Genomic DNA, 24,963 nt, shown 5'->3' on the forward strand with positions numbered 1-24,963 from the left:
TCAGCAGGTCCACTGCGGGCTCATCGTATCACGGAGAGTAACCGACCAGATGCGCCATCCAGCCATCGAGAGGCGACCACAATTCGGCCAATCCTGCGTTTTACCTGCGCTGCTATGTAGCCGCTAGCATCCGCGTTAGGACCATCCTCGTAGCCTTATCTCGGTTTCATTGATGAGGAGGGCAAACGGGGATGGCCTTCGAAAAAGGAATCGAGCTTGACGTCGCGTTCCTGGAAGCCGATCGGGGGATCGCGGAAATCTTTGTGAATCCGCCTGCCTCGCGTCGATGCGCAGCGCTTGCGATTATCGCCGCATATCTGCACCGTACGACGGCGAGGACGGAGATCTTCTTCCGAGCGGAGTCCGCGGACGCGAAAAGGTCCTTGCCGTTCAGCGTACGGGTTCACGGTGAGGAGACCCTGGACGTTCTGGCAGAGCGCGTGGCCGACGCGTGGCGTGCCACGACGGGGACCGATGCCTTCGAGGCGTTGGACAGTCAACGCATCTCCATTCATTCCGATGCTGACCTCGGTGATCTGCCCGAATTCGTTCGGCGGTTGACGCGCGGCGCGCGGGTAGCCGGACTTGAGCTGAATGCCTCTGTTGTGGAGGTGTTCGGTGAGTGGGTGCGGGTGTCGCCGGATGCGGTGGCGGTCTGCGGCGACGGGGTGACCTGGACATACGCCGAACTGAACGTACAAGCCGAGGCGCTGGCTAGTCGGCTGACGGCCGCCGGGGTGGGCTCAGAGACGCCGGTGGCGATGCTGCTGGAACGCTCACCTCAGGTGATCGTGGCCTCCCTGGCGGTGCTGAAAGCCGGTGGAGCGTACGTGCCGTTGCATCCAAGCTTCCCGACCGAGCGAATGCGCTGGGTCGCCGAGCACACCAACACACCCATCCTCCTAACCGACACGGCGATGCGAGAACGAGCCGCAGAGCTGGGTCTCCCGCTCCTGATGGTCGACGACCAGCCCGCTGAGGATCAGATCCGTGATGGTCAGGTCAGGGACGCTTGGGATGCGGACGGACGGGACGATCAGGCCACAGCTGGTCAGATAGACACGCGGGCCGCAGAAATCGGCGCCACAGCTGGCCAGCCAGACGCACGAACCGCAGAAGGCAACGCCACGGCTGGTCGCGTAATCGCGCGGATCGCAGAAAACTCGGCTGGTGGCCGGGGGGATCGGCTCGCGTATGTGATGTTCACCTCCGGATCGACCGGACAGCCCAAAGGCGTGGCGGTAACCCATGCCGACGTGGTCGCTCTGACCACCGACCGCGCCTGGCACTCCAACGCACACACCCGTGTGCTCATGCACTCGCCGCACGCCTTTGACGCCTCCACCTACGAGATATGGGTCCCCCTGCTCAACGGCGGACGCGTCATCGTGGCACCCGCCGGAGCGCTGGAGCCCGCCCGGCTGGCCGAGGTCGTCTCCCAGCACGACGTCACCGCGGTATTCCTGACCACCGCCCTGTTCAATCATCTCGTCGAGGAACGCCCGCCCGGACTGGAAGGTTTGGCGGAGATCTGGACCGGAGGCGAATTCGTCTCCCCCTCGGCCATGCGCGCCGCCTCCGACTCCTTCCCGCACACGCGAATCGTGCACGTCTACGGCCCGACCGAGACCACGACCTTCGCCACCTATACCCCCGTACCCCGACCTGTCCCTGCCGAGGCGGCCACCATCTCCATCGGCCGGCCCATGGACGGCATGCGTGCTTACGTCCTGGACCAGCAATTCCGGCTTCTGCCTCCCGGCGTGCCCGGCGAGCTGTATCTGGCCGGCGCCGGACTGGCACGCGGCTACTACGCCCGCCCCGACCTGACCGCCGAACGATTCATCGCTGACACTTTCGGCCCTCCGGGTGAACGTATGTATCGCACCGGCGACCTGGTGCGATGGACCAGCGACGGCGAACTGGAATTCATCGGCCGCTCCGACGACCAGGTCAAGATCCGCGGGTTCCGAATCGAACTCGGTGAGGTCGAAGCAGCGCTGGACCGGCTGCCGCAGGTAGCCCAGTCGGTGGTCGTCGCCCGCGAAGACCACGCGGGCAAGCAACTGGTCGGCTACGTGGTCCCAGCGTCAGGACTTCAGGTGGACGGCGTTCAACTACGCGCCGAACTGTCCGCTCACCTGCCCGCCTTCATGATCCCCGCAGCGATCGTGACGCTGAAGACGTTGCCGCTGACCGGCAACGGGAAGATCGACCGCAGTGCGCTTCCCGCACCCATTTACGAGACCTCGCCCGAGCATGCCGCCAGCCGTACCCCCACTGAAGAGATCCTCGCCGGCCTGTTCGCGGAAGTGCTGCAACTTCCCACTGTCGGCATGCGCGACAGCTTCTTCGATCTGGGCGGGCATTCACTGCTGGCCACCCGACTGATCAGCCGGGTGCGCAGCGTATTGCGATCTGAATTGTCGGTACGAGATCTGTTCGAAGCACCAACGGTGGAGACGCTGGCAGCTCGACTGAGTGACAGCCCGGTGAGACCAGCCGTCCACGCCCGCGAACACAAATCCCCAGAGCTACCACTGTCGTTCGCGCAGCAGCGGCTCTGGTTCCTCGATCAGGCGCAGGAAGCGAGTGCGGCCTACAACATCCCCCTTGCCGTGGACATCTCCGGCCCGCTCAACGTGACCGCCTTGGAGCAGGCGCTCGGGGACGTGATCGCCCGGCATGAGCCGCTCCGCACCGTGTTCGGGTCTCGCCAGGGACACCCCTACCAGCGAGTGCTGGGCCAGGCGCTGGTGGCGTTGCGGATGATCGAGACAGGCCCCGATAGGTTGGAGTCGGCTCTTGCTGACGCTGCCGCCGCGCCATTCGTGCTGGGTGCGGATCTCCCGGTGCGGGCGTGGTTATTCGCCTCGGGCTCGCAGCGGTGGACGTTGCTGCTGGTGATCCACCACATCGCCGCCGACGGGTGGTCGCTGGGGCCGCTGGCGCGAGACCTGGCTGATGCTTACACGGCCCGATGCCGAGGAGAGGCTGCGGAATGGGAGCCGTTGCCGGTCTCCTATGGGGACTATCTGCTGTGGCAGCGTGAGCTGCTGCAGGGTGAGTTGCTCGATCAGCAGCTGGCTTTCTGGCGGGAGACGCTGCGCGGCACCCCCGAACAGCTCGACCTGCCCTTCGACCGCCCCCGACCCGCGCACCTGAGCGGAAAGGGCGGCACGGTCGAGTTCCGGATCGACCCCCAGACGCACACCCGCATCCAAAGCGTGGCACGTGAGCATGGCGTCAGTGCCTTCATGGTCATCCACGCCGCACTGGTCACCCTCCTGCACCGACTCGGCGCCGGAACCGACATCCCCCTGGGCAGCGCCGTCGCCGGCCGCGTCGATGAAGCCCTCGACGACCTCGTCGGCTTCTTCGTCAACACCCTCGTCCTACGTGTGGACATCTCCGGCAACCCCTCCTTCCGCGAACTCCTCCACCGCGTCCGCGAAACCGACCTCGCCGCCTACAGCAACCAGGACCTCCCCTTCGACCGCCTGGTCCAAGAACTCAACCCCACCCGCACCATGGGCGTACACCCGCTGACCCAGACCATGCTGGTGTACCACAGCCAAGGGCAGCCCTCGCTCGAACTGCCGAGTCTGAAGACCGAGCTGAGACAGCCTCACGTAGGGGTTTCTCGGTTCGATCTCACCTTCGAGATGACTGAGAATCGACACCCCGGCGAGTTCACCGGTCGTCTCGAATACAACGTGGACTTGTTCGAGCGCCGGACCGCTCAGGAGATGGTCGATCGGCTGCTGCGTGTTCTCCAGTCGGCGATCCGCGATGTGGACACGCCGGTGGGAAATCTCGACGTCCTCTCGGCGGACGAGCGCCTGGTGATCCTCGAATCCTGGGGCGAGACCGAATCCGTTGATGAGCAGAGCACGTTCGTCGAGCTTTTCCAGCAGCAGGTGGCTCGTGTCCCCACCGATACGGCCGTCATCTGCGGGGATGAGCAGCTGAGCTACGCCCAACTCGACGCTCGTACGGACCAACTCGCTCGCCACCTCATCGCCAACGGCATCGGGCCGGAGCAGGTCGTCGCCATGGCGTTGCCCAGATCCGTCGAGATGGTGGTCGCCATTGTCGCGACGCTCAAGGCGGGTGGGGCTTACCTCCCGATCGACTTGGCCTACCCTGCCGAGCGCATCTCGTACATGCTGGCCGACGCCGAACCCGCACTCGTGCTGACCACGTCGGAAACGGCCGCGGAACTGCCTGGCCAACACCGGATGATGCTTCTCGACAGCCCCGATATCTGCTCCAGGGTGACCGACGAGAGCCGATGGGCGGCCCCGCACCCGGCCAACCCCGCCTACGTCATCTACACCTCCGGCTCAACGGGCCAGCCCAAGGGCGTGGTGGTGACCCACGCGGGCATCGCGAACCTGACGCGTTCACAGGCCAAGGCATTCGCCCTCGGCTCGGGATGCCGAGTGTTGCAGTTCGCTTCGCCGAGCTTTGACGCGATGTTCTGGGAATTCTGCATGTCCCTGCTGACGGGTGCCACCCTCGTGGTCGCCCGGACCGAGGAGTTACTGCCGGGCGAAACGCTCGCCGGGCTGGTCGCCAAGCACGCGGTTACGCACGTCACGCTGCCGCCATCGGCGCTGACCCAGCTCACGGAGTACGACCTTCCCAGCGTCACGACCCTCGTGGTCGCCGGTGAATCCTGCCCCGCCGAGGTGGTCGCCGCCTGGTCCACCGGCCGCCAGATGATCAACGCGTACGGCCCGACGGAGACAACGGTGTGCGCCACGATGAGCGCGCCGCTGTCTTCGGCGGCTAGCCCGGGCATCGGCGGGCCCATCAATGGGATGCGGACCTACGTGCTGGATGAACGGCTTCAGCCTGTACCGCCCAGCGTGCCCGGCGAACTGTACATCGCGGGTGTGGGCCTGGCCCGTGGCTATTCCGGTCGCCCCGACCTGACCGCGGAGCGGTTCGTCGCTGATGTGTTCGGCGAACCGGGTGAGCGGATGTATCGCACCGGTGACGTGGTGCGGTGGACCGCCGAGGGCGAGCTGAAGTTCGTCGGCCGCTCCGACGACCAAGTCAAGATCCGCGGATTCCGGATCGAACTCGGCGAGGTCGAAGCAGCGCTGGACCGGCTGCCGCACGTGGCCCAGTCGGTGGTGGTCGCCCGCGAAGACCATGCGGGCAAGCAGCTGGTCGGCTACGTGGTCCCGGCGTCAGGACTTCAGGTGGACGGCGTTCAACTGCGCGCCGAACTGTCCGCTCACCTGCCCGCGTTCATGGTTCCCGCAGCGGTCGTTGTACTGGAGGCGTTGCCGCTGACCCCGAACGGGAAGATCGACCGCGGTGCGCTTCCCGCCCCAACGTACTCCGACAGCGGTCGCACCCTGGCTCGCACCGTCATGCAGGAAATTCTCGCCGGGCTGTTCGCGGAAGTGCTGCAACTCCCCGCTGTCGGCATGCGCGACAGCTTCTTCGATCTGGGCGGACACTCACTGCTGGCCACCCGACTGATCAGCCGGGTGCGCAGCGTATTGCGATCTGAGTTGTCGGTACGAGATCTGTTCGAAGCACCAACGGTGGAGACGCTGGCAGCGCGACTGGGAGACGGCCCAGTAAGACCCGCCATCCGCGCCCACGAGCACGCGCCCCCAGAATTGCCACTGTCGTTCGCGCAGCAGCGGCTCTGGTTCCTCGATCAGATGCAGGAAACGGGCGCGGCCTACAACATCCCCCTTGCCGTCGACATCTCCGGCCCGCTCAACGTGACCGCCCTGGAACAAGCGCTCGGAGACGTGGTCGCCCGGCATGACCCGCTTCGCACCGTGTTTCTGGCGCGTGAGGGGCGGCCCTACCAGCGAGTGCTGGAAGTCGACCAAGTGCTCATGCAGGTGATCGACCCAGGCTTCGATGGATTGGAGTTAGCGCTCGCTGACGCTGCCGGCGCACCGTTCCTGCTGGACGGAGAAGTGCCGGTGCGAGCGTGGCTGTTCGCCACCGGTGCGCAGCAGTGGACGTTGCTGCTGGTGATCCACCACATCGCCGCCGACGGGTGGTCGCTGGGACCGCTAGCGCGAGACCTGGCTGATGCGTACACGGCCCGATGCCGAGGAGAGGCACCGAAGTGGGAGCCGTTGCCGGTCTCGTTCCGGGACTACGTGCGGTGGCAGCACGATCTGCTCGAAGGTGAGCTGCTGGACAAACAACTGGCCTTCTGGCGGGAGACGCTGCGCGGTGCCCCCGAACAGCTCGACCTGCCCTTCGACCGCCCCCGACCCGCGCACCCGAGCGGACGGGGCGACACGGTTGAGTTCCGGATCGACCCGCAAACGCACACCCACATCCAAAAGGTGGCACGTGACCATGGCGTGAGCACCTTCATGGTCATCCACGCCGCATTGGTCACCCTCCTGCACCGGCTCGGCGCCGGGACCGACATCCCCCTGGGCAGCGTCGTCGCCGGCCGCGTCGATGAAGCACTCGACGACCTCGTCGGCTTCTTCGTCAACACCCTCGTCCTGCGCGTGGACATCTCCGGCAACCCCTCCTTCCGCGAACTCCTCCACCGCGTCCGCGAAACCGACCTCGCCGCCTACAGCAACCAGGACCTCCCCTTCGACCGCCTGGTCGAAGAACTCAACCCCGCCCGCGCTCTGGGCATACATCCGCTGGCGCATGTGATGCTGGCCTACCGAACCGCGTTCGAAGCGGATATGCGGTTGAACGGCCTAGAGACACGCGTGCGGCCGGTTCATTCAGGTACGGCTAAGTTCGACCTCACCTTCGAGGTCATCGAGCACTTCGACGAGGACAAGCGGGCTGACGGCATTCAGGGAAGCCTCGAGTTCAACACCGACCTGTTCACCCAGCACACCGCCACCGCGCTGACGCAGCGGCTGTGCCAGATCGTCGAAACAGTCGTCGCCGATCCTGACCTGCCGGTCGACGACCTTGACATTCTCACGCCGAGCGAGAAGCAGCAGCTCGTGGCGGCAGCGACAGCAGAACCGAGCGCCGCGAAGGCCGACACCTCGGTGGTCGAGGTGTTCGATGAGTGGGTGCGGGTGTCGCCGGATGCGGTGGCGGTGTCCGGTGCGGGAGTGACGTGGACGTACGCGGAGCTGGACGCGCGGGCGGAAGTGCTGGCGGGTCGGCTGACGGCCGCCGGGGTGGGCGCGGAAACGCCGGTGGCGATGCTGCTGGAACGCTCACCTCAGGTGATCGCGGCCTCCCTCGCGGTGCTGAAAGCCGGCGGCGCGTACGTGCCGTTGCATCCAAGCTTCCCGACCGAGCGAATGCGCTGGGTCGCCGAGCACACCAACACGCCCATCCTCCTAACCGACACGGCGATGCGAGAACGAGCCGCGGAGCTGGATCTCCCGCTCCTGGTGGTCGATGACGACCAGCCCGGCGAGGATCAGGTCCGTGATGGTCAGGTCAGGGACGCTTGGGATGCGCACGGACGGGACGGTCAGACCACAGCTGGTCAGGTAGACGCACGGACCGCAGAAAGCGGCACCACAGCTGCTCGCGTAGACGCACGGACCGCAGAAAGCGGCACCACAGCTGCTCGCGTAGACGCACGGACCGCAGAAAGCGGCACCACAGCTGCTCGCGTAGACGCACGGACCGCAGAAAACTCGGCTGGTGGCCGGGGGGATCGGCTCGCGTATGTGATGTTCACCTCCGGATCGACCGGACTGCCCAAAGGCGTGGCGGTAACCCACGCCGACGTGGTCGCGCTGGCCATTGATCGAGCCTGGGACACCAACGCGCACACCCGCGTGCTCATGCACTCCCCCCACGCCTTCGACGCCTCCACCTACGAAATCTGGGTCCCCCTGCTCAACGGCGGACGCGTCATCGTGGCACCTCCCGGAATACTCGAGCCCGCCCGGCTGGCTGAGATCGTCTCCCAGCAGAAAGTCACTGCGGTATTCCTGACCACCGCCCTGTTCAACCACCTCGCCGAGGAACACCCACCTGGACTGGAAGACCTGGCCGAGATCTGGACCGGAGGCGAATTCGTCTCCCCCTCGGCCATGCGCACCGCCTCCGACGCCCTCCCGCACACGCGGATCGTGCACGTTTACGGCCCCACCGAGACGACCACTTTCGCCACCTACACCCCCATACCTCGACCGATCCCGGCTGAGGCGGCCACCATCCCCATCGGCCGACCCATGGACGGCATGCGCGCCTACGTCCTGGACCAACGATTGCGGCTCCTGCCTCCCGGCGTGCCCGGCGAGCTGTACCTGGCCGGGACCGGACTGGCACGCGGCTACTACGCCCGCCCCGACCAAACCGCCGAACGATTCATCGCCGACACCTTCGGCCGACCCGGCGAACGCATGTACCGCACCGGCGACCTCGTGCGATGGACCACCAACGGCGAACTCGAATTCATCGGCCGCACCGACGACCAAGTCAAAATCCGCGGATTCCGAATCGAACTCGGCGAAATCGAAGCAGCACTCGATCGGCTGCCGCACATAGCCCAGTCGACGGTCGTCGCCCGCGAAGACCGCACCGGCAAACAACTGGTCGGCTACGTGATCCCGGCATCAGGACATCGAATAGACGGCGCTCAACTACGCGCCGAACTGTCCGCTCACCTGCCCGCGTTCATGGTTCCCGCAGCGATCGTGACGCTTAAGACGTTGCCTCTAACCCCAAATGGGAAGATCGACCGCAGTGCGCTTCCCGCCCCAACCTACTCCGACGGTGACCACACCCTGGCTCGCACCGTCATGCAGGAGATCCTCGCCGGGCTGTTCGCCGAAGTGCTCCAACTCCCCGCCGTGGGGGTGCATGACAACTTCTTCGATCTGGGCGGGCATTCACTGCTGGCCACCCGACTGATCAGCCGGGTGCGCAGCGTATTGCGGTCCGAGTTGTCGGTACGAGATCTGTTCGAAGCACCAACGGTGGAGACGCTGGCAGCTCGACTGGATGACGGCCCAGTAAGACCAGCCGTCCACGCCCGCGAACACCAGTCCCCGGAACTGCCACTGTCGTTCGCGCAGCAGCGGCTCTGGTTCCTCGATCAGATGCAGGAAACGGGCGCGGCCTACAACATCCCCCTTGCCGTGGACATCTCCGGCCCGCTGAACGTGACCGCCTTGGAGCAGGCGCTCGGGGATGTGGTCGCCCGGCACGAGCCGCTTCGCACCGTGTTCGAGTCTCGCCAGGGACACCCCTACCAGCGAGTACTGGGTGTCGATCAAGTGCGGATAGCTCTTCAGCTCAGCGATCCTGCTTCTGAAGATTTGCGACAGAGGCTAATCGAGGCGGCCTCCACGCCATTTGTGTTGGATCAGGATCTGCCGGTGCGGGCGTGGTTGTTCGCCTCGGGCTCGCAGCGGTGGACGTTGTTGCTGGTGATCCACCATATTGCCGCCGACGGTTGGTCGCTGGGGCCTCTGGCGCGGGACCTGGGTGAGGCCTATACGGCTCGGTGCCGAGGAGAGGCACCGAAGTGGGAGCCGTTGCCAGTCTCTTATGGGGACTACGTGCTTTGGCAGCGTGAGCTGCTGAAAGGCGCTTTGCTGGATCAGCAGCTGACCTTCTGGCGGGAGACGCTGCGCGGTGCCCCCGAACAGCTCGACCTGCCCTTCGACCGCCCCCGACCCGCACATCCGACCGGGCGGGGCGACACGGTCGAGTTCCGGATCGACCCTAAGACGCACGCCCACATCCAGCAACTCGCCCGCCAGCACGACGTGAGCGTCTTCATGGTCATCCACGCCGCGCTGGTCACCCTGCTCCACCGGCTCGGCGCCGGAACCGACATCCCCGTGGGCAGCGTGGTCGCCGGCCGGGTCGATGAGTCGCTCGACGACCTCGTCGGCTTCTTCGTCAACACCCTCGTCCTGCGCGTGGACGTCTCCGGCAGCCCTTCCTTCCGCGAGATCCTCAGTCGAGTTCGGGGAACCGACCTGGCCGCCTACAGCAATCAGGACCTCCCCTTCGACCGCCTGGTCGAAGACCTCAACCCCGCCCGCGCCCTGGGCATACATCCCCTGGCGCATGTGATGCTGACCTACCGAACCGCGTTCGAAGCCGATATGCGGTTGAACGGGCTGGAGACGCGGGTTCGCCCAGTCCATTCAGGTACGGCCAAGTTCGACCTCACCTTCGAAGTAGTCGAGCATTTCAACTCCGATCGCCAGGCCGACGGCATCCAAGGATCCCTGGAGTTCAACACCGACCTGTTCACCCAGCACACCGCCACCACAACGACGCAGCGGCTGTGCCAGATCGTCGAAACAGTCATCGCCGACCCCGACCTGCTCATCGCCGACCTCGACATCCTCACGCCCGGCGAACAGCAAGACATCCTCCAGGCAGCGATAGCACAGCCATCCAACATTCACACCGATCGCTCCGTTGTGGAGGTGTTCGACGAGTGGGTACGAGAGTCGCCGGACGCGGTGGCGGTCAGCGGCGACGGGATGACCTGGACCTACACCGAACTGAACGCACGAGCCGAGGCGCTGGCGGGTCGGCTGACGGCCGCCGGGGTAAGCGCGGAGACACCGGTGGCGATGCTGCTGGAACGCTCACCTCAGGTGATCGCGGCCTCCCTCGCGGTGCTGAAAGCCGGCGGCGCGTACGTGCCGTTGCATCCAAGCTTCCCGACTGAACGAATGCGCTGGGTCGCCGAGCACACCAACACACCCATCCTCCTAACCGACACGGCGATGCGAGAACGAGCCGCGGAGCTGGATCTCCCGCTCCTGGTGGTCGACGACGACCAGGACAGTGAGGATCAGGTCAGGGACGCTTCGGATGCGGACGGACGGGACGGTCAGACCACAGCCGGTCAGATAGACGCACGGACCGCACAAAGCGGCGCCACAGCCGGTCAGGCAGACGCACGGACCGCAGAAGGCGACGCCACAGTTGGTGGCCGAGGGGATCGGCTCGCGTATGTGATGTTCACCTCCGGATCGACCGGACTACCCAAAGGCGTGGCGGTAACCCACGCGGACGTAGTCGCGCTGGCCACCGACCGCGCCTGGCACACCAACGCGCACACCCGCGTGCTCATGCACTCCCCGCACGCCTTCGACGCCTCCACCTACGAAATCTGGGTCCCCCTGCTCAACGGCGGACGCATCGTCGTCGCACCCCCCGGAATACTTGAGCCCACCCGGCTGGCCGAGATCATCTCCCAGCACGACGTCACTGCGGTATTCCTGACCACCGCCCTGTTCAACCACCTGGCCGACGAGCGCCCGCCCGGACTGGAAGGCCTGGCGGAGATCTGGACCGGAGGCGAATTCGTCTCCCCCTCGGCCATGCGCACCGTCTCCAATGCCTTCCCAGACACCCAGATCGTGCACGTTTACGGCCCCACCGAGACCACTACCTTCGCCTCCTACACCCCCGTGTCTCGGCCCATCCCGGCTGAGGCGGCCACGATCCCCATCGGCCGACCTATGGACGGCATGCGTGCCTATGTCCTAGACCAGCGACTGAGGCTCCTGCCGCCCGGCGTGCCCGGCGAGCTGTATCTGGCCGGGACCGGGCTGGCACGCGGCTACTACGCCCGCCCCGACCTGACCGCCGAACGATTCGTCGCCGACACCTTCGGCCGACCCGGCGAACGCATGTACCGCACCGGCGACCTCGTGCGATGGACCACCAACGGCGAACTCGAATTCATCGGCCGCACCGACGACCAAGTCAAAATCCGCGGATTCCGAATCGAACTCGGCGAAATCGAAGCAGCCCTGGACCGGCTGCCAGACATCGCCCAATCGGTGGTCGTCACCCGCGAGGACCACACCGGCAAACAACTGGTCGGCTACGTGATCCCGGCATCAGGACATCAGACAGACGGCGCTCAACTACGCGCCGAACTATCCGCTCACCTACCCGCCTTCATGATCCCCGCAGCGATCGTGACGCTCGATGCGTTCCCGCTGACCGGCAACGGCAAGATCGACCGGGCAGCCCTCCCCGCACCCACCTACCAAACCTCACCCGAACACACCGCCAGCCGTACCCCCACCGAAGAAATCCTCGCCGGCCTGTTCGCCGAAGTGCTCCAACTCTCCGCTGTGGGGATGCATGACAACTTCTTCGACCTGGGCGGACACTCACTGCTGGCCACCCGACTGATCAGCCGCGTCCGCGACGTGCTGCGTGCGGACCTGACCGTTCGCGACCTGTTCGAAAGCCCCACAGTGGCGGCTCTGGCCAAGGCCGTCACGACTGCGGGAAGCGACCGGAATCCCCTCGATGTGCTGCTTCCCCTCCGCACCTCCGGAGAGCTGCCGCCGCTGTTCTGCATTCACCCGGGCATGGGATTCGCCTGGTCGTATGTGAATCTGCTCGGCTCCGTCGAGAGCGGGCGACCGCTGTACGCCTTGCAAGCGCGCAGCCTGACCAACCCCAAACTGTGCCCGCCGAGCGTGGACGCGATGGCCCGCGACTACGTCGCGCGAATTCGGGCGGTCCAGCCAACCGGCCCGTACCACCTGCTGGGCTGGTCCTTCGGTGGGCTTGTCGCTTACGCGATGGCGACGGAGTTGCGTCGCCAGAACGAGGAGATCGCGCTGCTCGCGATCCTCGACTCCTACCCGGGCAGCGAGTACCACATAGACGAAGAACAGGTGCCGGAGAACGAAGCGCTCACGCTGATCCTGGGCGACCTCGGCTGCTCGGTCGCCGAAGGAGACCGGCCGACGATGAACCGCGAGGAATTCATGCGGATCGTCGACGAGAAAGTGGACTCCCTGCGCTTCCTCACGCCCGAGCAGGTCTCGAATCTCATCGACACCTGGATCAACAACATCGAGCTGGTCCGGACGTTCGACCCGGCTCGGTTCGACGGTGACCTGCTCTTCTTCGTGGCCACCGAAGGACGAACCGCCGATTCACCGACATTGGACGGCTGGGCACCACATGTAGCCGGGGAAATCAAAGACGTGCAGGTCGCCTGCACGCACGGAGAAATGATGAGCCCCGGCCCAGCGGCCGAGATCGGCCGGGCCGTGTCCCAGGAAATCAACAAGATCCGAGAGCGCAACTAATCCGGAAAGGGGGCTTTCCATGGCGAATCCGTTTGACGACGAGACCGCTGAATTCTTGGTTCTTCGCAACAACGAGGGGCAACACTCACTGTGGCCGATCTTCGTGGACGTGCCGAACGGCTGGGAGGTAGTCAAAGAAAGAGCCAGCCGCGCCGCCTGCGTCGACTACATCAATGAGCACTGGACCGACCTGAGGCCACGAACCCTGGTCGGGCGAATGGGCCAGAACTAATGGCCGGGATCAGCTTCGAACGGGCTATCGGTCAATACCAAGAGAACCCTGGAGAGGACAAATCATGTCGATTGAGCAGACCTTAATGAATTTCCCGCTGCGGCGCGAGAACCCGCTGGATCCCCCCAGCGAGTATGCGCGGCTCCGCGAAAACGAACCGGTCTCCAAGGTACGCCTGCCCGACGGGAGCACCTGCTGGATCGTCACCCGCTTCGACGACGCCCGTACCGTACTGACCGACAAGCGTTTCAGCGCGGACAGCAGGAAGCCCGGATTCCCCATTCTCATGCCGCACCGGCACCTGATGCAGAAGGTGCGCATGATGAACCGGCTCGACCTGCCAGAGCACACCGCCTACCGGCGGCTGTTCGTCAAGCCGTTCACCTCGCGGTCGATCGAGAACATGCGGCCCGCCATCCAGCGGCATGTCGACGCGCTTCTTGACGACTTGGTGAAGCAGGCTCCGCCGTTGGACCTGGTCACGAATTTCTCGCTCCCGGTGCCCGCGCGGGTCATCTGCGACATGCTGGGCGTGCCGTACGACGACCAGGGTTTCCTGCAGAAGTTCAGCCAGGTGCTCACCAACCGCACCACCCAGGTCGACGAGGTGAAGGGCGCGCTTGACGCGTTGTTCGACTACGTCGACAGGCGCCTGCTCGAGGAGGAGCGCAGCCCTGGCGACGGCCTGCTGGGCAAGCTCGTCGCCAACAACGCGGAAACGCAGGCGCTGACCCACGACGAGCTGGTCGCCACGGTCGTCGTGTTGCTCGTGGACGGCTACGAGACCACCTCGAACATGATCACGCTCGGCGTGCTCATGTTGTTCCAATACCCCGACCAGATGGCGGAACTGCAGGCCAACCCGAAGCTCGTGCCCAGCGCGGTCGCCGAGATGCTGCGCTACCTGTCCATTTCCGATATCGGCGTCGCCAGAGTGGCCGACGAGGATGTCGAGCTGGGTGGTGCGCTCATCAAGGCGGGAGAGGGCGTGATGACCCTCATCGCGGCGGCCAACCACGATGATTCCGCCTATCCCGAAGCCACGAAGTTCGACGTCACAAGAAATCCCCGCAACCATCTCACCTTCGGCCATGGCATTCATCAGTGCCTGGGGCAGCACCTCGTCACGATTGAGCTCGAAGTCGCTTTCGGGACGCTGATCGATCGGCTGCCCAGCCTGCGGCCCGCCGTACCTTTCGACGAGATCGCGTTCAAACACGATGCCGGTCTCTACGGGGTCTGGGACCTGCCCGTCACCTGGTGAGATTCCACCCGAGAAAACAGGAGTAATCGGTGTCCGAAAAGAAGTCCGAGGAGACGACGCAGTTGGGCACGGACGAGCGGGTAACGTCCGAACCGCCGAATCCGCAACGGTGGTGGGTGCTGGCCGTCCTGTGCCTGGTGGTCACCGTGGTGGAGGTCGACGCCACCGTCGTCAATGTCGCCCTGCCGTCGATGGCGGCAGACCTCTCGGCTTCCAGCAGCGACCTCGCCTGGATCAGCGACGCGTACATCCTCACCTTCGCGGCCTTCATGCTCATCGGCGGCCGCCTCGGTGACCAGTACGGGCACAAGCGGCTCCTCCAAGCCAGCTTGATGATCTTCGGGGTCGCGTCGCTCCTGTGTGTGCTGGCCACCTCGACGGGGCAGCTGCTCGCCTGGCGAGCGCTCCTCGGCGTGGGCGGGGCCGGGATCCTCCCGGCCTCGCTGGCCCTGGTCACGATCAGCTTTCCCAAGGAGGAGCGGCCCAAGGCGTTCGGCATCTGGAGCGCCATGACCGTGCTGGGCCTCCCCCTCGGCCCGGTGCTGGGCGGCTGGCTGCTCAACCACTTCTGGTGGGGGTCGGTCTTCCTGATCAACATTCCGCTGGTCCTGGTGACGATGGTCAGCGCGCAGCTACTGATCAAGCCGCCTGCGGGCGCCGGCGGGCGGGGGCTGGACGTGCCGGGCGTGCTGCTGTCCGCGCTCGGCACCGGAACCTTGCTCTTCGCCATCATCGAAGGGCCCCGCCTGGGCTGGGCCACGCCGGGCACCATCGGCTCCGCGCTGGCCGGCGTCATCCTCCTGACCGTGTTCCTGGCCTGGCAGCGCAGGGCGTCCGCGCCCGTCCTGGACCTCGGGCTCCTGCGCGTGCGCACCTTCGTGGTGGGATCCATGGCGGCGTCGCTCAGCTTCTTCGTCTTCACCGGCATCATGTTCGTGCTCACCCAGTACCTGCAGGGCGTGCTGCGGTACGAACCCCTCAACGCGGGCCTCGGCCTGGTGCCGCTCGCGCTGCTCTTCACCCTGGCCAGCATCATCGCCGGGCCGATGGCGGCCAAGATCGGCAGCCGGGGCGTCATCGCGACCGGGCTGCTGCTGATCGGCGTGGGCATGTTCATCCTGGTCGCCGCCGGCACGGACACCACCTACTCGCTCGTCGGCGTGAGCCTGGGCTTCACGGGGCTCGGGGCGGGGCTCACCGTGGGCCAGGCGATCGCCACCAGCCTCAGCCAGGTCCCCCCGGCCCTGGCCGGCGTCGGTAGCGCCGTCGGCAACTCGGCCAGGCAGATCGGCGGCGCGCTGGGCGTGGCCGTCCTGGGCAGCGTGCTGGCCTCCGTATATGCCGGCAACCTGACCGGCACCCTGCTGTCCGCCTTCCCCGCCGACGTGGTCGACAAGGCATCGGAATCGGTGAACTCACTGACCGAAGCCGCCGCGCTGCTGGATCGAGATCAGGCCGACAGGTTCCTGGAGATCGGCCGTGACGCGTTCGTGAACGGGATGCACACCTCCATGCTCGTCGGTGGCGTGCTGGCCGTACTGAGCGCGGCGGTGGTGTTCACCTCGCTCCCCAAAGGCAATCTCGCCCGTGGCGAAGAACTCGTCTAGGACGTGCCGGACACACGGTGAGGAGTTTGCATGGCCAGCGACCGGTTCCATGTGTACGACACGACGCTCCGCGACGGAGCCCAGCAGGAGGGCCTCAACCTGACGGTGGCCGACAAGCTGGCCATCGCGCGGCACCTGGACGGACTGGGCGTCGGCTTCATCGAGGGCGGCTGGCCGGGAGCCATCCCCAAGGACACCGAATTCTTCAGAAGGGCTCGAACAGAGCTCGACCTGAAGCATGCGCAGCTCGCAGCGTTCGGCGCGACCCGCCGGGCGGGTGTGCAGGCGGCCGACGACCCGTTGGTGGCCGCGCTGCGCGAATCCGGGGCGCCCGTCGTGACCCTGGTCGCCAAGAGTCACGACCGGCATGTGGAACTGGCCCTCCGCACGACCCTGGCGGAGAACCTCGCGATGATCCGCGACACGGTCTCGCACCTGCGCGCGGAGGGCCAGCGCGTCTTCCTGGACGCCGAGCACTTCTTCGACGGCTACAAATCCAACCCGGCGTACGCGCTGGAGGTCATCCGGGTGGCCGCCGAGGCGGGCGCCTCGGTGATCGCGTTGTGCGACACCAACGGGGGCATGCTCCCCGACGAACTCGCCGACGTGGTGCACCACGCGGTGTCGCTGGGCGCGCGGATCGGCATCCACTGCCACGACGACACCGGCTGCGCCGTCGCCAACACCCTCGCCGCCGTCCGCGCCGGCAGCACCCACGTGCAGGGCTGCGCCAATGGGTACGGCGAGCGGTCCGGCAACGCCAACCTGTTCACCGTGGTGGCCAACCTGCAGCTCAAGCGGGGCTTCGACCTGGTGCCGTCGCTGGCGGAGCTGACCCGGATCGCGCACGCGATCACCGAGGTCACCAGCGTCACCCCGGACTCCCACGCGCCGTACGTCGGCATGTCGGCCTTCGCGCACAAGGCCGGCCTGCACGCCTCGGCCATCAAGGTGGATCCCAACCTGTACCAGCACATCGACCCGGCCCAGGTCGGCAACGGCATGCGGATGCTGGTCTCCGACATGGCCGGCCGCGCCTCGGTCGAACTGAAGGGCCGCGAGCTGGGCTATGACCTCGGCCCCGAGCACGCCAGGACGCTCGTTGACCGCGTCAAGGACCTGGAGGCCAAGGGCTTCACCTTCGAGGCGGCCGACGCCTCCTTCGAGCTGCTGCTGCGCGACACGATCCACGGTGAGCGCCGCCACTTCGACGTCGAGTCCTGGCGGGTGACCGTCGAGCGAACGCGTTACGGCGAGGTGGTCAGCGAGGCCACCGTCAAGCTGGAGGCCAAGGGCGAGCGCATCGTCGCCACCGGAGAAGGCAACGGCCCGGTCAACGCCCTGGACAAGGCGGTACGGCTCGGCCTGGAGAAGCTCTACCCGGAGCTTGCGAAGCTGGAGTTGATGGATTACAGAGTCCGCATTCTGGAAGGTGAGCACGGCACGGACGCGATCACCCGGGTCCTGATCACGTCCAGGGACGATTCCGGTGAATGGGCTACGGTCGGCGTGGCCGAGAACATTATTGAGGCCTCATGGTATGCACTGGAACAGGCAGTTTCCTATGCTCTTGTACGCGGGTGTTACGAATATCAGTAACCTTTGATCGGCCAGCTCAATTCCGCCTTACATTTCCGGGCGGCAATGGTGACTCCAGGAAAAGGAGGGTATTGCGCAGTAGCTGGTGAACTCCTCGAATAGGGTCGTGTCCATGGTGCCGGAGATCGCCACGATACTGCGCAGAATTCCGAGCGAGGACTACTTCCCAGGACCCGACGAGGTGGAGAAACGCCTGGCCGCGCTCGTTGCCCGCAATCCAGGTCTGGCGCGCCGCCAACGCGTCGGGTCCTCCCGGCTGGGCGAGCCCATTCACCTGGTCAGCATCGGCTCCGGTCACAGGGACGCGCTCGTGTTCGCTGGGCCGCACCCCAATGAGCCCGTTGGCTTCCTCACGGTGTCCTACTTGGCCGAATTGCTCAGCAACGATGACGAGTTGCGCGACCGACTCGGCTACACCTGGCATTTCATCGGATGCGTGGATCCGGACGGTGCGCGCCTCAACGAAAGCTGGTTCTCAGGTCCGCTGACGCGGCGGAACTACACGCGCTGGCACTACCGGCCACCGTTCGGCGAGCAGGTGGAGTGGACCTTTCCACGCCACGGCGACTGGCGGGAGTCTCACCCGAGCATGCCCGAGACGAGGGCTCTCGCGGACGTGATCGACACGGTGCGTCCAGCCCTGATGTGCTCACTGCACAACGCCGAGTTCGGCGGCGTTTACTACTACGTCAGCGAGGAACGGGCCGGCATGGCGGAGGCGCTCGCTGACCTGTCCCACCATACCGGGATCCCTGTGCACACCGGTGATCCGGACATCCCCGGTGCGAGGCGGAGCGGGCCAGGAGTGTTCGTTGTGCCGCCGGCGGACGTCATCGCCCAGGCCGTGGCCGAGGAAGGCGAAGAAGGTGCCGTGATCGGCGCGTCAAGCGTGCACTACGCCGGCCGCCATGGCACCTATTCCCTCATCATCGAGGTCCCGATGTGGTCCGACCCCCGCAGCGGGGAGGACACCGACTGCGGTCAGCGCAAGGCCGAACTGCTCCGCGACACGGCGACGATGCTTGGCGACATCTCCCCGCGCGTCGGCGCATTCATCGACCCGGCCCTGGACACGCTCTATGTGCCCGATTCGCCATTCGTCCGCTCCCTGAACGACCTTCGGCGGACTACGGCTGGGTTGAGCGCCGCCTACCGGAATCAGGCGGAACGGGCTGGCGAGGTAGGGGCAACCGTCGCTGAGCGATTCGCGGCCTGCCAGACCGCCCACACATTGCGCCTGCGCACCTGCGGCACCGCCTTGCGGCTTGTCGAAGGAGAACTCGCCGTCGGCAACCACTCCCCCGCCATCCGAACGGCCTGTCGGGCGCTCAACGACGTGTTCGATTCTTGGGCCGACGAAGCCGAGGCCGACGCGAAGGGCACGCCGGTCCCCCTCCCGCGATTGGTCGGCGCCCAGCTCGGCGCCATACTCACCGCCGCTCGCGGCACATAGCCTCACAATCGTGAGCCTCGGCCGGTACGGCCTGAACGGGACCGCGACCAAGGACCTGCTTGATCGCGGCACTCGCGGCCATTTTCCCACCGTGGAGGAATGGCGGGCTCCAGGCCGGAACCGGAGCCCGCGTGATCTGGTTCGGCTTCGTCTACCCCGCCCGCGCGGTCTCCGCCGTCGGCAAGCCGGTCCCCCCGATCCTTGGCGCCGGTGCGGCGAGAACCACACGGGCCGTAAACGGCGCCGGACAACGGCGAGCAACTCGGCAATTCCAGTCGCTCTTTAGTCGACGAGGCAGAACGGGTGGCCGACCGGGTCGAGGAAGACGATGAAACCATCTTCCTGGCCTGGCTGGTGGTGGTGCTTGACCGCGCCCAGGGCGAGCACGTCGGCCGTGCCCTTAGCCAGGTCGGGGACCCGGATGTCGAGATGAAACTGCTGCGGGTGCTCGGCGTCCGGCCAGACCGGGGGCTTGTAGTCGGGGGCGAGCTGGAAGGCCAGCTTGATCTCTCCGTCGTCGCCGTTGATCGCCACCCAGTCGTCAGCCTCGTGCACGACCTTCCAACCCAGGATCTGGGCGTAGAAGTCGCCCAGCGCGACCGGGTCCGGACAGTCGAGCACGACCTCGCTGAGTGTTCCGATGGCCATGATTCCCTCCTCAGTGTGTAACCATCGAAGAGCGTATACCGGTGTCGTTGACGCCCGCCAGTGCTCATCGGTATTGAATTAGACGGAAGCGGGAAGCACTCTTTCCTGACCCAGATCCCGTTAAAACAGATAGGGAAAACGTGGCCGTCAACTCGTTCATGGTTCCGCTCGGATCCGCCGCACCCGATTTCGACCTCCCCACGATCAGCGGCGGCCGCCTCGCCCTCAGCAGCCTGAAGGGCTCCCCCGTCCTGGTGGTGTTCCTGTCCAACCACTGCCCCTACGTCCGCCGCATCGAGAGCGGCCTCGGCCCGTACGCCACCGACTACCTCGGCCGCGTGACCACCGTGGCGATCTCCAGCAACGACGTCGTCAACTACCCCGACGACGACACGGAACACCTGATCGAGCAGGCCAAGCGGGCCGGCTTCGGCTTCCCGTACCTGATCGACGAAACCCAGGACGTGGCCCGCGCCTACCGAGCGGCCTGCACCCCCGACTTCTTCCTGTACGACGCCGACCACCGCCTGGCCTACCGAGGCGAATTCGACAGCGCCCGCCCCCGCAACGACGAACCCGTCACCGGCGCCTCCCTCCGCACCGCCACCGACGCCATGCTCTCCGGCCAAACCATCCCCAACCAGAACCCCAGCCTCGGCTGCGGCATCAAATGGAAGCCCGGCAACGAGCCCGAGTAACAGTCAGGCGTGCTCGCGGATGAACCCGAACCGGGGGTTCCCCCACCCACCCTCCCTTTGTTTCCCGCGGGCTCCGCCCGCCCCCGCCAGCGCCGTGGCTGCCCGGACGTACAAACAGCCACGGCATCGTGGGTTCTCCCGCCCACCCACCTCTTGGGACGCTCACGCTCGGCCTCCTACACCACGGCCACGCGAGGACGGACCCTCGGCAGAACGAAAAGGGGTGGGAGAACCACGGCGCCGCGGACGTTCCACCCGGGAGAGGCAGCGTTCCATGCTGATACGGCTGATTGGGTCGCCAGAGTGACGGTTGAGCAGCCACCCACACTCCGGAGAACATGGGTCTGCTCAGCGACTATCTTCCGCCTGGTGGGCGAAACCTAGCGATGGATGATTGCCCTTCTACAACCACACGGCATGATTTCCTTTCAGGTCGAGTCGCACGTTTCCCGCACATCTAGCGGTAATCGGTACCACCTCAGAACCGTCTCTTTATCGTCTCTTCGATCGCGGGCCCGAGAAAAGCGAGGACCAGTTCCGCTCTGCGGGCTAGCCATTGGTCCGAGGCTGGAAGTGCGTCCCGATACCGGCGTCGCCTGATGTCCTCCACGACCTCTGACGGTGCCCCCAATTGATCGAGAACATCCAAGGCTTCTCCCTTGGTGATCAACTTGCCCGTGCACAACGTCACTGTTGCCCTGGCAAGCGTTAGAAGGCCCAGGTCAACCCATATATCGCGGAGCCACCACTCCGGATGGTCGAGCGACGGACGCCAGAAGGTCTCAAGATCTTCGACCACAAAGTCCAAGAGTTGCTCGTCGGTCACCGGCGGCAGGATCGCTCGCGGTCCTTCGCCGTAGAGAATCAAGCCGAACTCATAAAGCTCACGCCTCGTCACCGGCGTGACGGGCTTGCGCATCAGCTCCTCATGCGCCCAGCGGAGATGTACACCCGCAAGGTCAGCGACTTCAGCCAGGACGAGATAGGAGCAGTGCAGTTCAGATGCAAGGGTGGTCGACTCGCTCAACTGCCGGTGCATCCCCTCTAACCGTTGCTCATCCTCGGAGGAGCATGCTCGTCCGAGAATCGCGATGAGATCGAGATCGCTGCGGCCCGGCCGATAGTCCCCGCCCGCGAGTGATCCATGCGCCCACACGGCGACGACAGGCACAACCGACTGCACCGCCTGGACAAAGCGGCCGAGGAGATGACCTGTGGCTTCGTCAGTCATACGGCCAGTCTGTGTCACACGAATGCAGAAGGCGAGAGCGTCAGGCTGGAGGACCATCCGACGCCTCACCGACGCCCGCCCGCTCCAGCAGCCCCCGGACGAAGACCCGCGCTCGCACCACCGACGCGGCCTCACCGGGCAGCTCAACGACCCCCAGCACCCCCAAGCCGCTCACCGCGGCACCGCCCGCTGGGTCATCCCCGCCCGCACATCCGGCGGCCCATCCCCGGGAGCGTCCTCCACCACGCCCGCACCGAAGGTGACCGCGATCATCTTGTGCCACACCTCGGGATCAGGCCACTGATCAGTGGCCGCGGCAAAGGTTCCCTTCGCCCCACGGGCAGACACCCAGCCCGCTTCCCGCAGCATGCTCATCGCGTGCCGGACCGTGCCCAAACCGACCCCGTACCGCTTGCGGAGCGCGACCTGACTGGAGATCCTGCGGCCGGGCGCGATCTCACCCGCCCGAATCCGCGCGGCCAGGTCCTGGGCGATCACCTGATACCTCGGTGTCAGATGGGAGGCGGGGAGCGTGTCGTCCTGCCTTCCGACGAAGGTTCCCTCCCCCGCCACCGTGAACACCAGGCCGCGTTCCCGCAACTCCCGATGCACCCGCCGCGCGGTCACCGCCGCGATCCGATACCTGCGCCGCAACTCGGCCTCGGAGGGAACCGCCTCCCCCGACCCCAGGCTTCCGCCGCTGATCAGGCCCGCCACGACATCGGCGATCTGCATGTATAGCGGATCCGGGCCGTCCCGGTTCACCTCCGGCGTGCCCCCCAGCCCGGCCAGCCCGGCCCATCCTGTCCGTCGTTCACGCCCCACCTGACCGCAGGTTCGGGAAACAGCTCAGTCATCGGCCAGCCTCGCGATCCGCGCCGCCGCGCTCGCATCAAACACCCCGACACGCTTGTCCCGGCTGTGGCCCCAAGTGAAAACCCACATCGCTCCATCGATGGCCCAGGCCATCACCCGCACCGGACCACGAGCCCGGGCGATCCGCACCGCAGGCACCCGCCCAGGGCCGACCTCCACAACCGTGCTCACCCCCAGAGCGCGTAGATCCCAGGCCAGCCGCACCAGATGCAGGTACTGCTGCCGTCCCCCCTCCAACCTCGCGCCATCCTCCGGCACGGCCGAGCCCGCCCGGGTTCGCCGGGGCATCGCGGTAGGCTCCATCATCGGCCCCCGTTCCCCACCGAGGCATCGGCAAGCATCACCGCATTCACCGCGACCACGCCCGCCCCCCATGACTGCCTCCGCCGCGCCGTGAGCGGCCCACACCGAGCCGCCCTCCCAGGTGAACAGCCAATCGTTTGCCGCGTCACGCGGACCCTCCTTTCCGGCATGGGCCCTTTGCTCTGGTCGAATACAATGCGTCGTGTTGTGTACACACGCTGCGTGCCGCTCAGGACCGTCACACCACTAGTGACAGGCAGAACGACCATGTGACGCCAGAGGTCAGCGGGGGGTCACCACGAGGGACAGCAGGGTCAGGTAAGGGGTCAGGAGGGGTCATCCATGACCGAACCCGCACGGCACCCGCTCGTCGCCGCTCGGCAACAGCGAGGATGGTCACAGGAAGCCCTGGCCATGCTCATGCGCGGCAGGGGACTTGGCACCACCCGCAAAACGGTGACGCGCTGGGAGCGTGGCACCACCCCAGATGCCGCCGCTCAACAGGTACTACGCGCCCTGTTCGAGATTCCCCACGATGTACGGACCACCTGGCCGAACTGGCTCCCCACAGGGACAGACTCGTGGGTCACGGAGAGGTGGGACCGCGACGGCACAGTCAGAGCACTCGATACCGTCGCAGAGAGGGCCGCCATGGATCGCCGAGAATTCCTCATCCTCGCCGGCGCGGAACTCCTGCTCCCGGCATACGAATGGCGTTCCAACCCCGAGCCTTGGATTGCCGCCCAGCAGGGCGGGCGTCACGTTGGTCACGCGCTGCTCGACGAGTTGGACAACCTGATCGCCGCTCGTCGCCGTATGGACGATGAGCGCGGCGGTGCCATGCTCCTGGATGCGTTGCACGCCGACTTCCGATACGTGGCCGACTTGATCAAGAACGGCAGCTACAGCAAGGACGTCGGGCGTGGATTGTACGGTGCCGCCGCCGAGATAGCCCGCCTCGCCGGATGGGCCGCCGCGGACAGCGGGCGACACGCCGCCGGTCAGAAGTACTACCTGGCCGCGCTCCGGGCCACGGCCGCTACCGGCGATCGGGCCATTGGCGTGAACATCGTGGGCTTCATGGGCACGCAGGCATACGCGACCGGCCGCCTGGACGACGCCACCCGGCTCATGGATCTAGCAGCCACAGAGTCAGCCCGGACGCCGCAGGCCGTACAGGCGATGGCGTGGGCCCGGGTGGGCAGGGCTTACGCCAAGGTAGGCAACCAGGACACCGCACGGGCAGCGCTAGATCGCGCGACCGGACTGCTCAACCGAGCAGTGACCGGTGACGCGCCACCCTGGGCGTACTGGGTAGACGAGCCCAGGATTGCCGCACAGTTGGGCCGCGCGCTCTACGACATGGGCGATTACGAAGGCGCCGAGCGAGAGCTTACGGCCGCGACCACCGCCTGCGGGGAACGATACCCCCGCGACCGGGCGACCTGGCTGGGGCGCGTGGCCACCGCACAGCTCCGGTGCGGCCGACTGGACGAGGGCTGCGCGACCGCCCGGCATGTGGTGGACCTGCTCGCGGATCACGTGGACACCGAACGCGCGAAGCATCTGCTGCGGACGTTCCGCTCGGAATTGGCCGCGCGCGGACCCTCGGCGACCAGCCGAGACTTTACCGAGTACACCACGGTGCGCCTGGGCGCAAAGTAACCCAAGGAGGGGGCAGAGCCCCTTATGCGGACCACCACCAGTGTCTAGGACCGGAAGACAGCCACATGTTGCTGATCTCAGCTGATCTCAAGGGCAGCGGGGTTCTCGCCGTAACCCCTGCACCCGCCGCCCGATTATCCGGGGTCAGGCGGAACCCATCAAGCGCGGCTGTGCCGGTAGGACAACCGTTAACGGTGGAAGGTCACCGGCGAAGTGACACGCGAAGCCGCGCTTGACGGAACCCGCCCGAAAGGCCCCGGACCCAGGCAGCTAGCGGGAGCAGGCAGCAGTGTGGCGCAAGCCACCACACACGCGGTATCCGAGGATCCGAGCCAAGAGCGCAGACAATGAGCGGA

The 24,963-nt window shown here is 66.1% G+C and carries 13 protein-coding genes; 8 read left to right on the forward strand and 5 right to left on the reverse strand.

Annotated elements, in window-relative coordinates; translation table 11 throughout:
- Positions 1–605 precede the first annotated feature (605 nt).
- The 6 genes from ABGB08_RS09235 to ABGB08_RS09260 all read left to right on the forward strand — a co-directional run bounded on the left by ABGB08_RS09235 (position 606) and on the right by ABGB08_RS09260 (position 19,186).
- Complete coding sequence (locus tag ABGB08_RS09235) at positions 606–13,031, forward strand: amino acid adenylation domain-containing protein (protein ID WP_347588389.1); 12,426 nt, start codon at positions 606–608, stop codon at positions 13,029–13,031.
- 19 nt (positions 13,032–13,050) lie between these two features.
- Entirely contained in the window at positions 13,051–13,263 is a 213-nt protein-coding gene (locus tag ABGB08_RS09240; RefSeq protein WP_347588391.1) for an MbtH family protein, read from the forward strand.
- A 64-nt stretch (positions 13,264–13,327) separates the two neighbouring features.
- Positions 13,328–14,527 (forward strand): cytochrome P450, encoded by a 1,200-nt coding sequence (locus tag ABGB08_RS09245; RefSeq protein WP_347588393.1) that lies wholly within the window; start codon positions 13,328–13,330, stop codon positions 14,525–14,527.
- A gap of 29 nt (positions 14,528–14,556) precedes the next feature.
- Complete coding sequence (locus ABGB08_RS09250) at positions 14,557–16,134, forward strand: MFS transporter (RefSeq protein WP_347588395.1); 1,578 nt, start codon at positions 14,557–14,559, stop codon at positions 16,132–16,134.
- A gap of 30 nt (positions 16,135–16,164) precedes the next feature.
- Positions 16,165–17,733 carry a citramalate synthase gene (gene cimA, locus ABGB08_RS09255; protein ID WP_347588397.1) on the forward strand — a complete coding sequence of 523 codons (1,569 nt, stop codon included), beginning with the start codon at positions 16,165–16,167 and terminating at the stop codon, positions 17,731–17,733.
- Between the two features lie 112 nt (positions 17,734–17,845).
- Complete coding sequence (locus ABGB08_RS09260) at positions 17,846–19,186, forward strand: M14 family zinc carboxypeptidase (protein ID WP_347588399.1); 1,341 nt, start codon at positions 17,846–17,848, stop codon at positions 19,184–19,186.
- 282 nt (positions 19,187–19,468) lie between these two features.
- Here the strand turns inward: ABGB08_RS09260 and ABGB08_RS09265 are convergent, their stop codons facing one another.
- Positions 19,469–19,834, reverse strand: coding sequence for a VOC family protein (locus ABGB08_RS09265; protein WP_347588401.1), 366 nt, complete (start codon positions 19,832–19,834; stop codon positions 19,469–19,471).
- A 140-nt stretch (positions 19,835–19,974) separates the two neighbouring features.
- On the opposite strand from ABGB08_RS09265, the gene ABGB08_RS09270 reads away from it, so the two are divergent.
- Positions 19,975–20,532 carry a thioredoxin family protein gene (locus ABGB08_RS09270; protein ID WP_347588403.1) on the forward strand — a complete coding sequence of 186 codons (558 nt, stop codon included), beginning with the start codon at positions 19,975–19,977 and terminating at the stop codon, positions 20,530–20,532.
- Positions 20,533–21,010: 478 nt separating this feature from the next.
- Here ABGB08_RS09270 and ABGB08_RS09275 read toward each other — a convergent pair whose 3' ends face one another.
- The 4 genes from ABGB08_RS09275 to ABGB08_RS09290 are packed head-to-tail and all read right to left on the reverse strand — an operon-like array spanning position 21,011 to position 22,927.
- Positions 21,011–21,763, reverse strand: coding sequence for a nucleotidyltransferase domain-containing protein (locus ABGB08_RS09275; protein ID WP_347588405.1), 753 nt, complete (start codon positions 21,761–21,763; stop codon positions 21,011–21,013).
- A 40-nt stretch (positions 21,764–21,803) separates the two neighbouring features.
- A complete protein-coding gene (locus ABGB08_RS09280; protein ID WP_347588407.1) occupies positions 21,804–21,938 on the reverse strand; it encodes a hypothetical protein in 135 nt (44 codons plus the stop codon).
- Positions 21,935–22,588 carry a GntR family transcriptional regulator gene (locus ABGB08_RS09285; RefSeq protein ID WP_347588409.1) on the reverse strand — a complete coding sequence of 218 codons (654 nt, stop codon included), beginning with the start codon at positions 22,586–22,588 and terminating at the stop codon, positions 21,935–21,937. Before ABGB08_RS09285 ends, ABGB08_RS09280 begins: the two co-directional genes overlap by 4 nt.
- 24 nt (positions 22,589–22,612) lie before the next feature.
- Positions 22,613–22,927: a hypothetical protein gene (locus tag ABGB08_RS09290; protein WP_347588411.1), complete on the reverse strand. Its 315-nt coding sequence runs from the start codon at positions 22,925–22,927 to the stop codon at positions 22,613–22,615.
- A gap of 357 nt (positions 22,928–23,284) precedes the next feature.
- On the opposite strand from ABGB08_RS09290, the gene ABGB08_RS09295 reads away from it, so the two are divergent.
- On the forward strand, positions 23,285–24,607 hold the full coding sequence (locus ABGB08_RS09295; protein ID WP_347588413.1) for a helix-turn-helix transcriptional regulator: 1,323 nt from the start codon (positions 23,285–23,287) through the stop codon (positions 24,605–24,607).
- Positions 24,608–24,963 lie beyond the last annotated feature (356 nt).

The sequence above is a fragment of the Acrocarpospora sp. B8E8 genome (genome assembly GCF_039871605.1).
Lineage (GTDB): Bacteria > Actinomycetota > Actinomycetes > Streptosporangiales > Streptosporangiaceae > Acrocarpospora > Acrocarpospora macrocephala.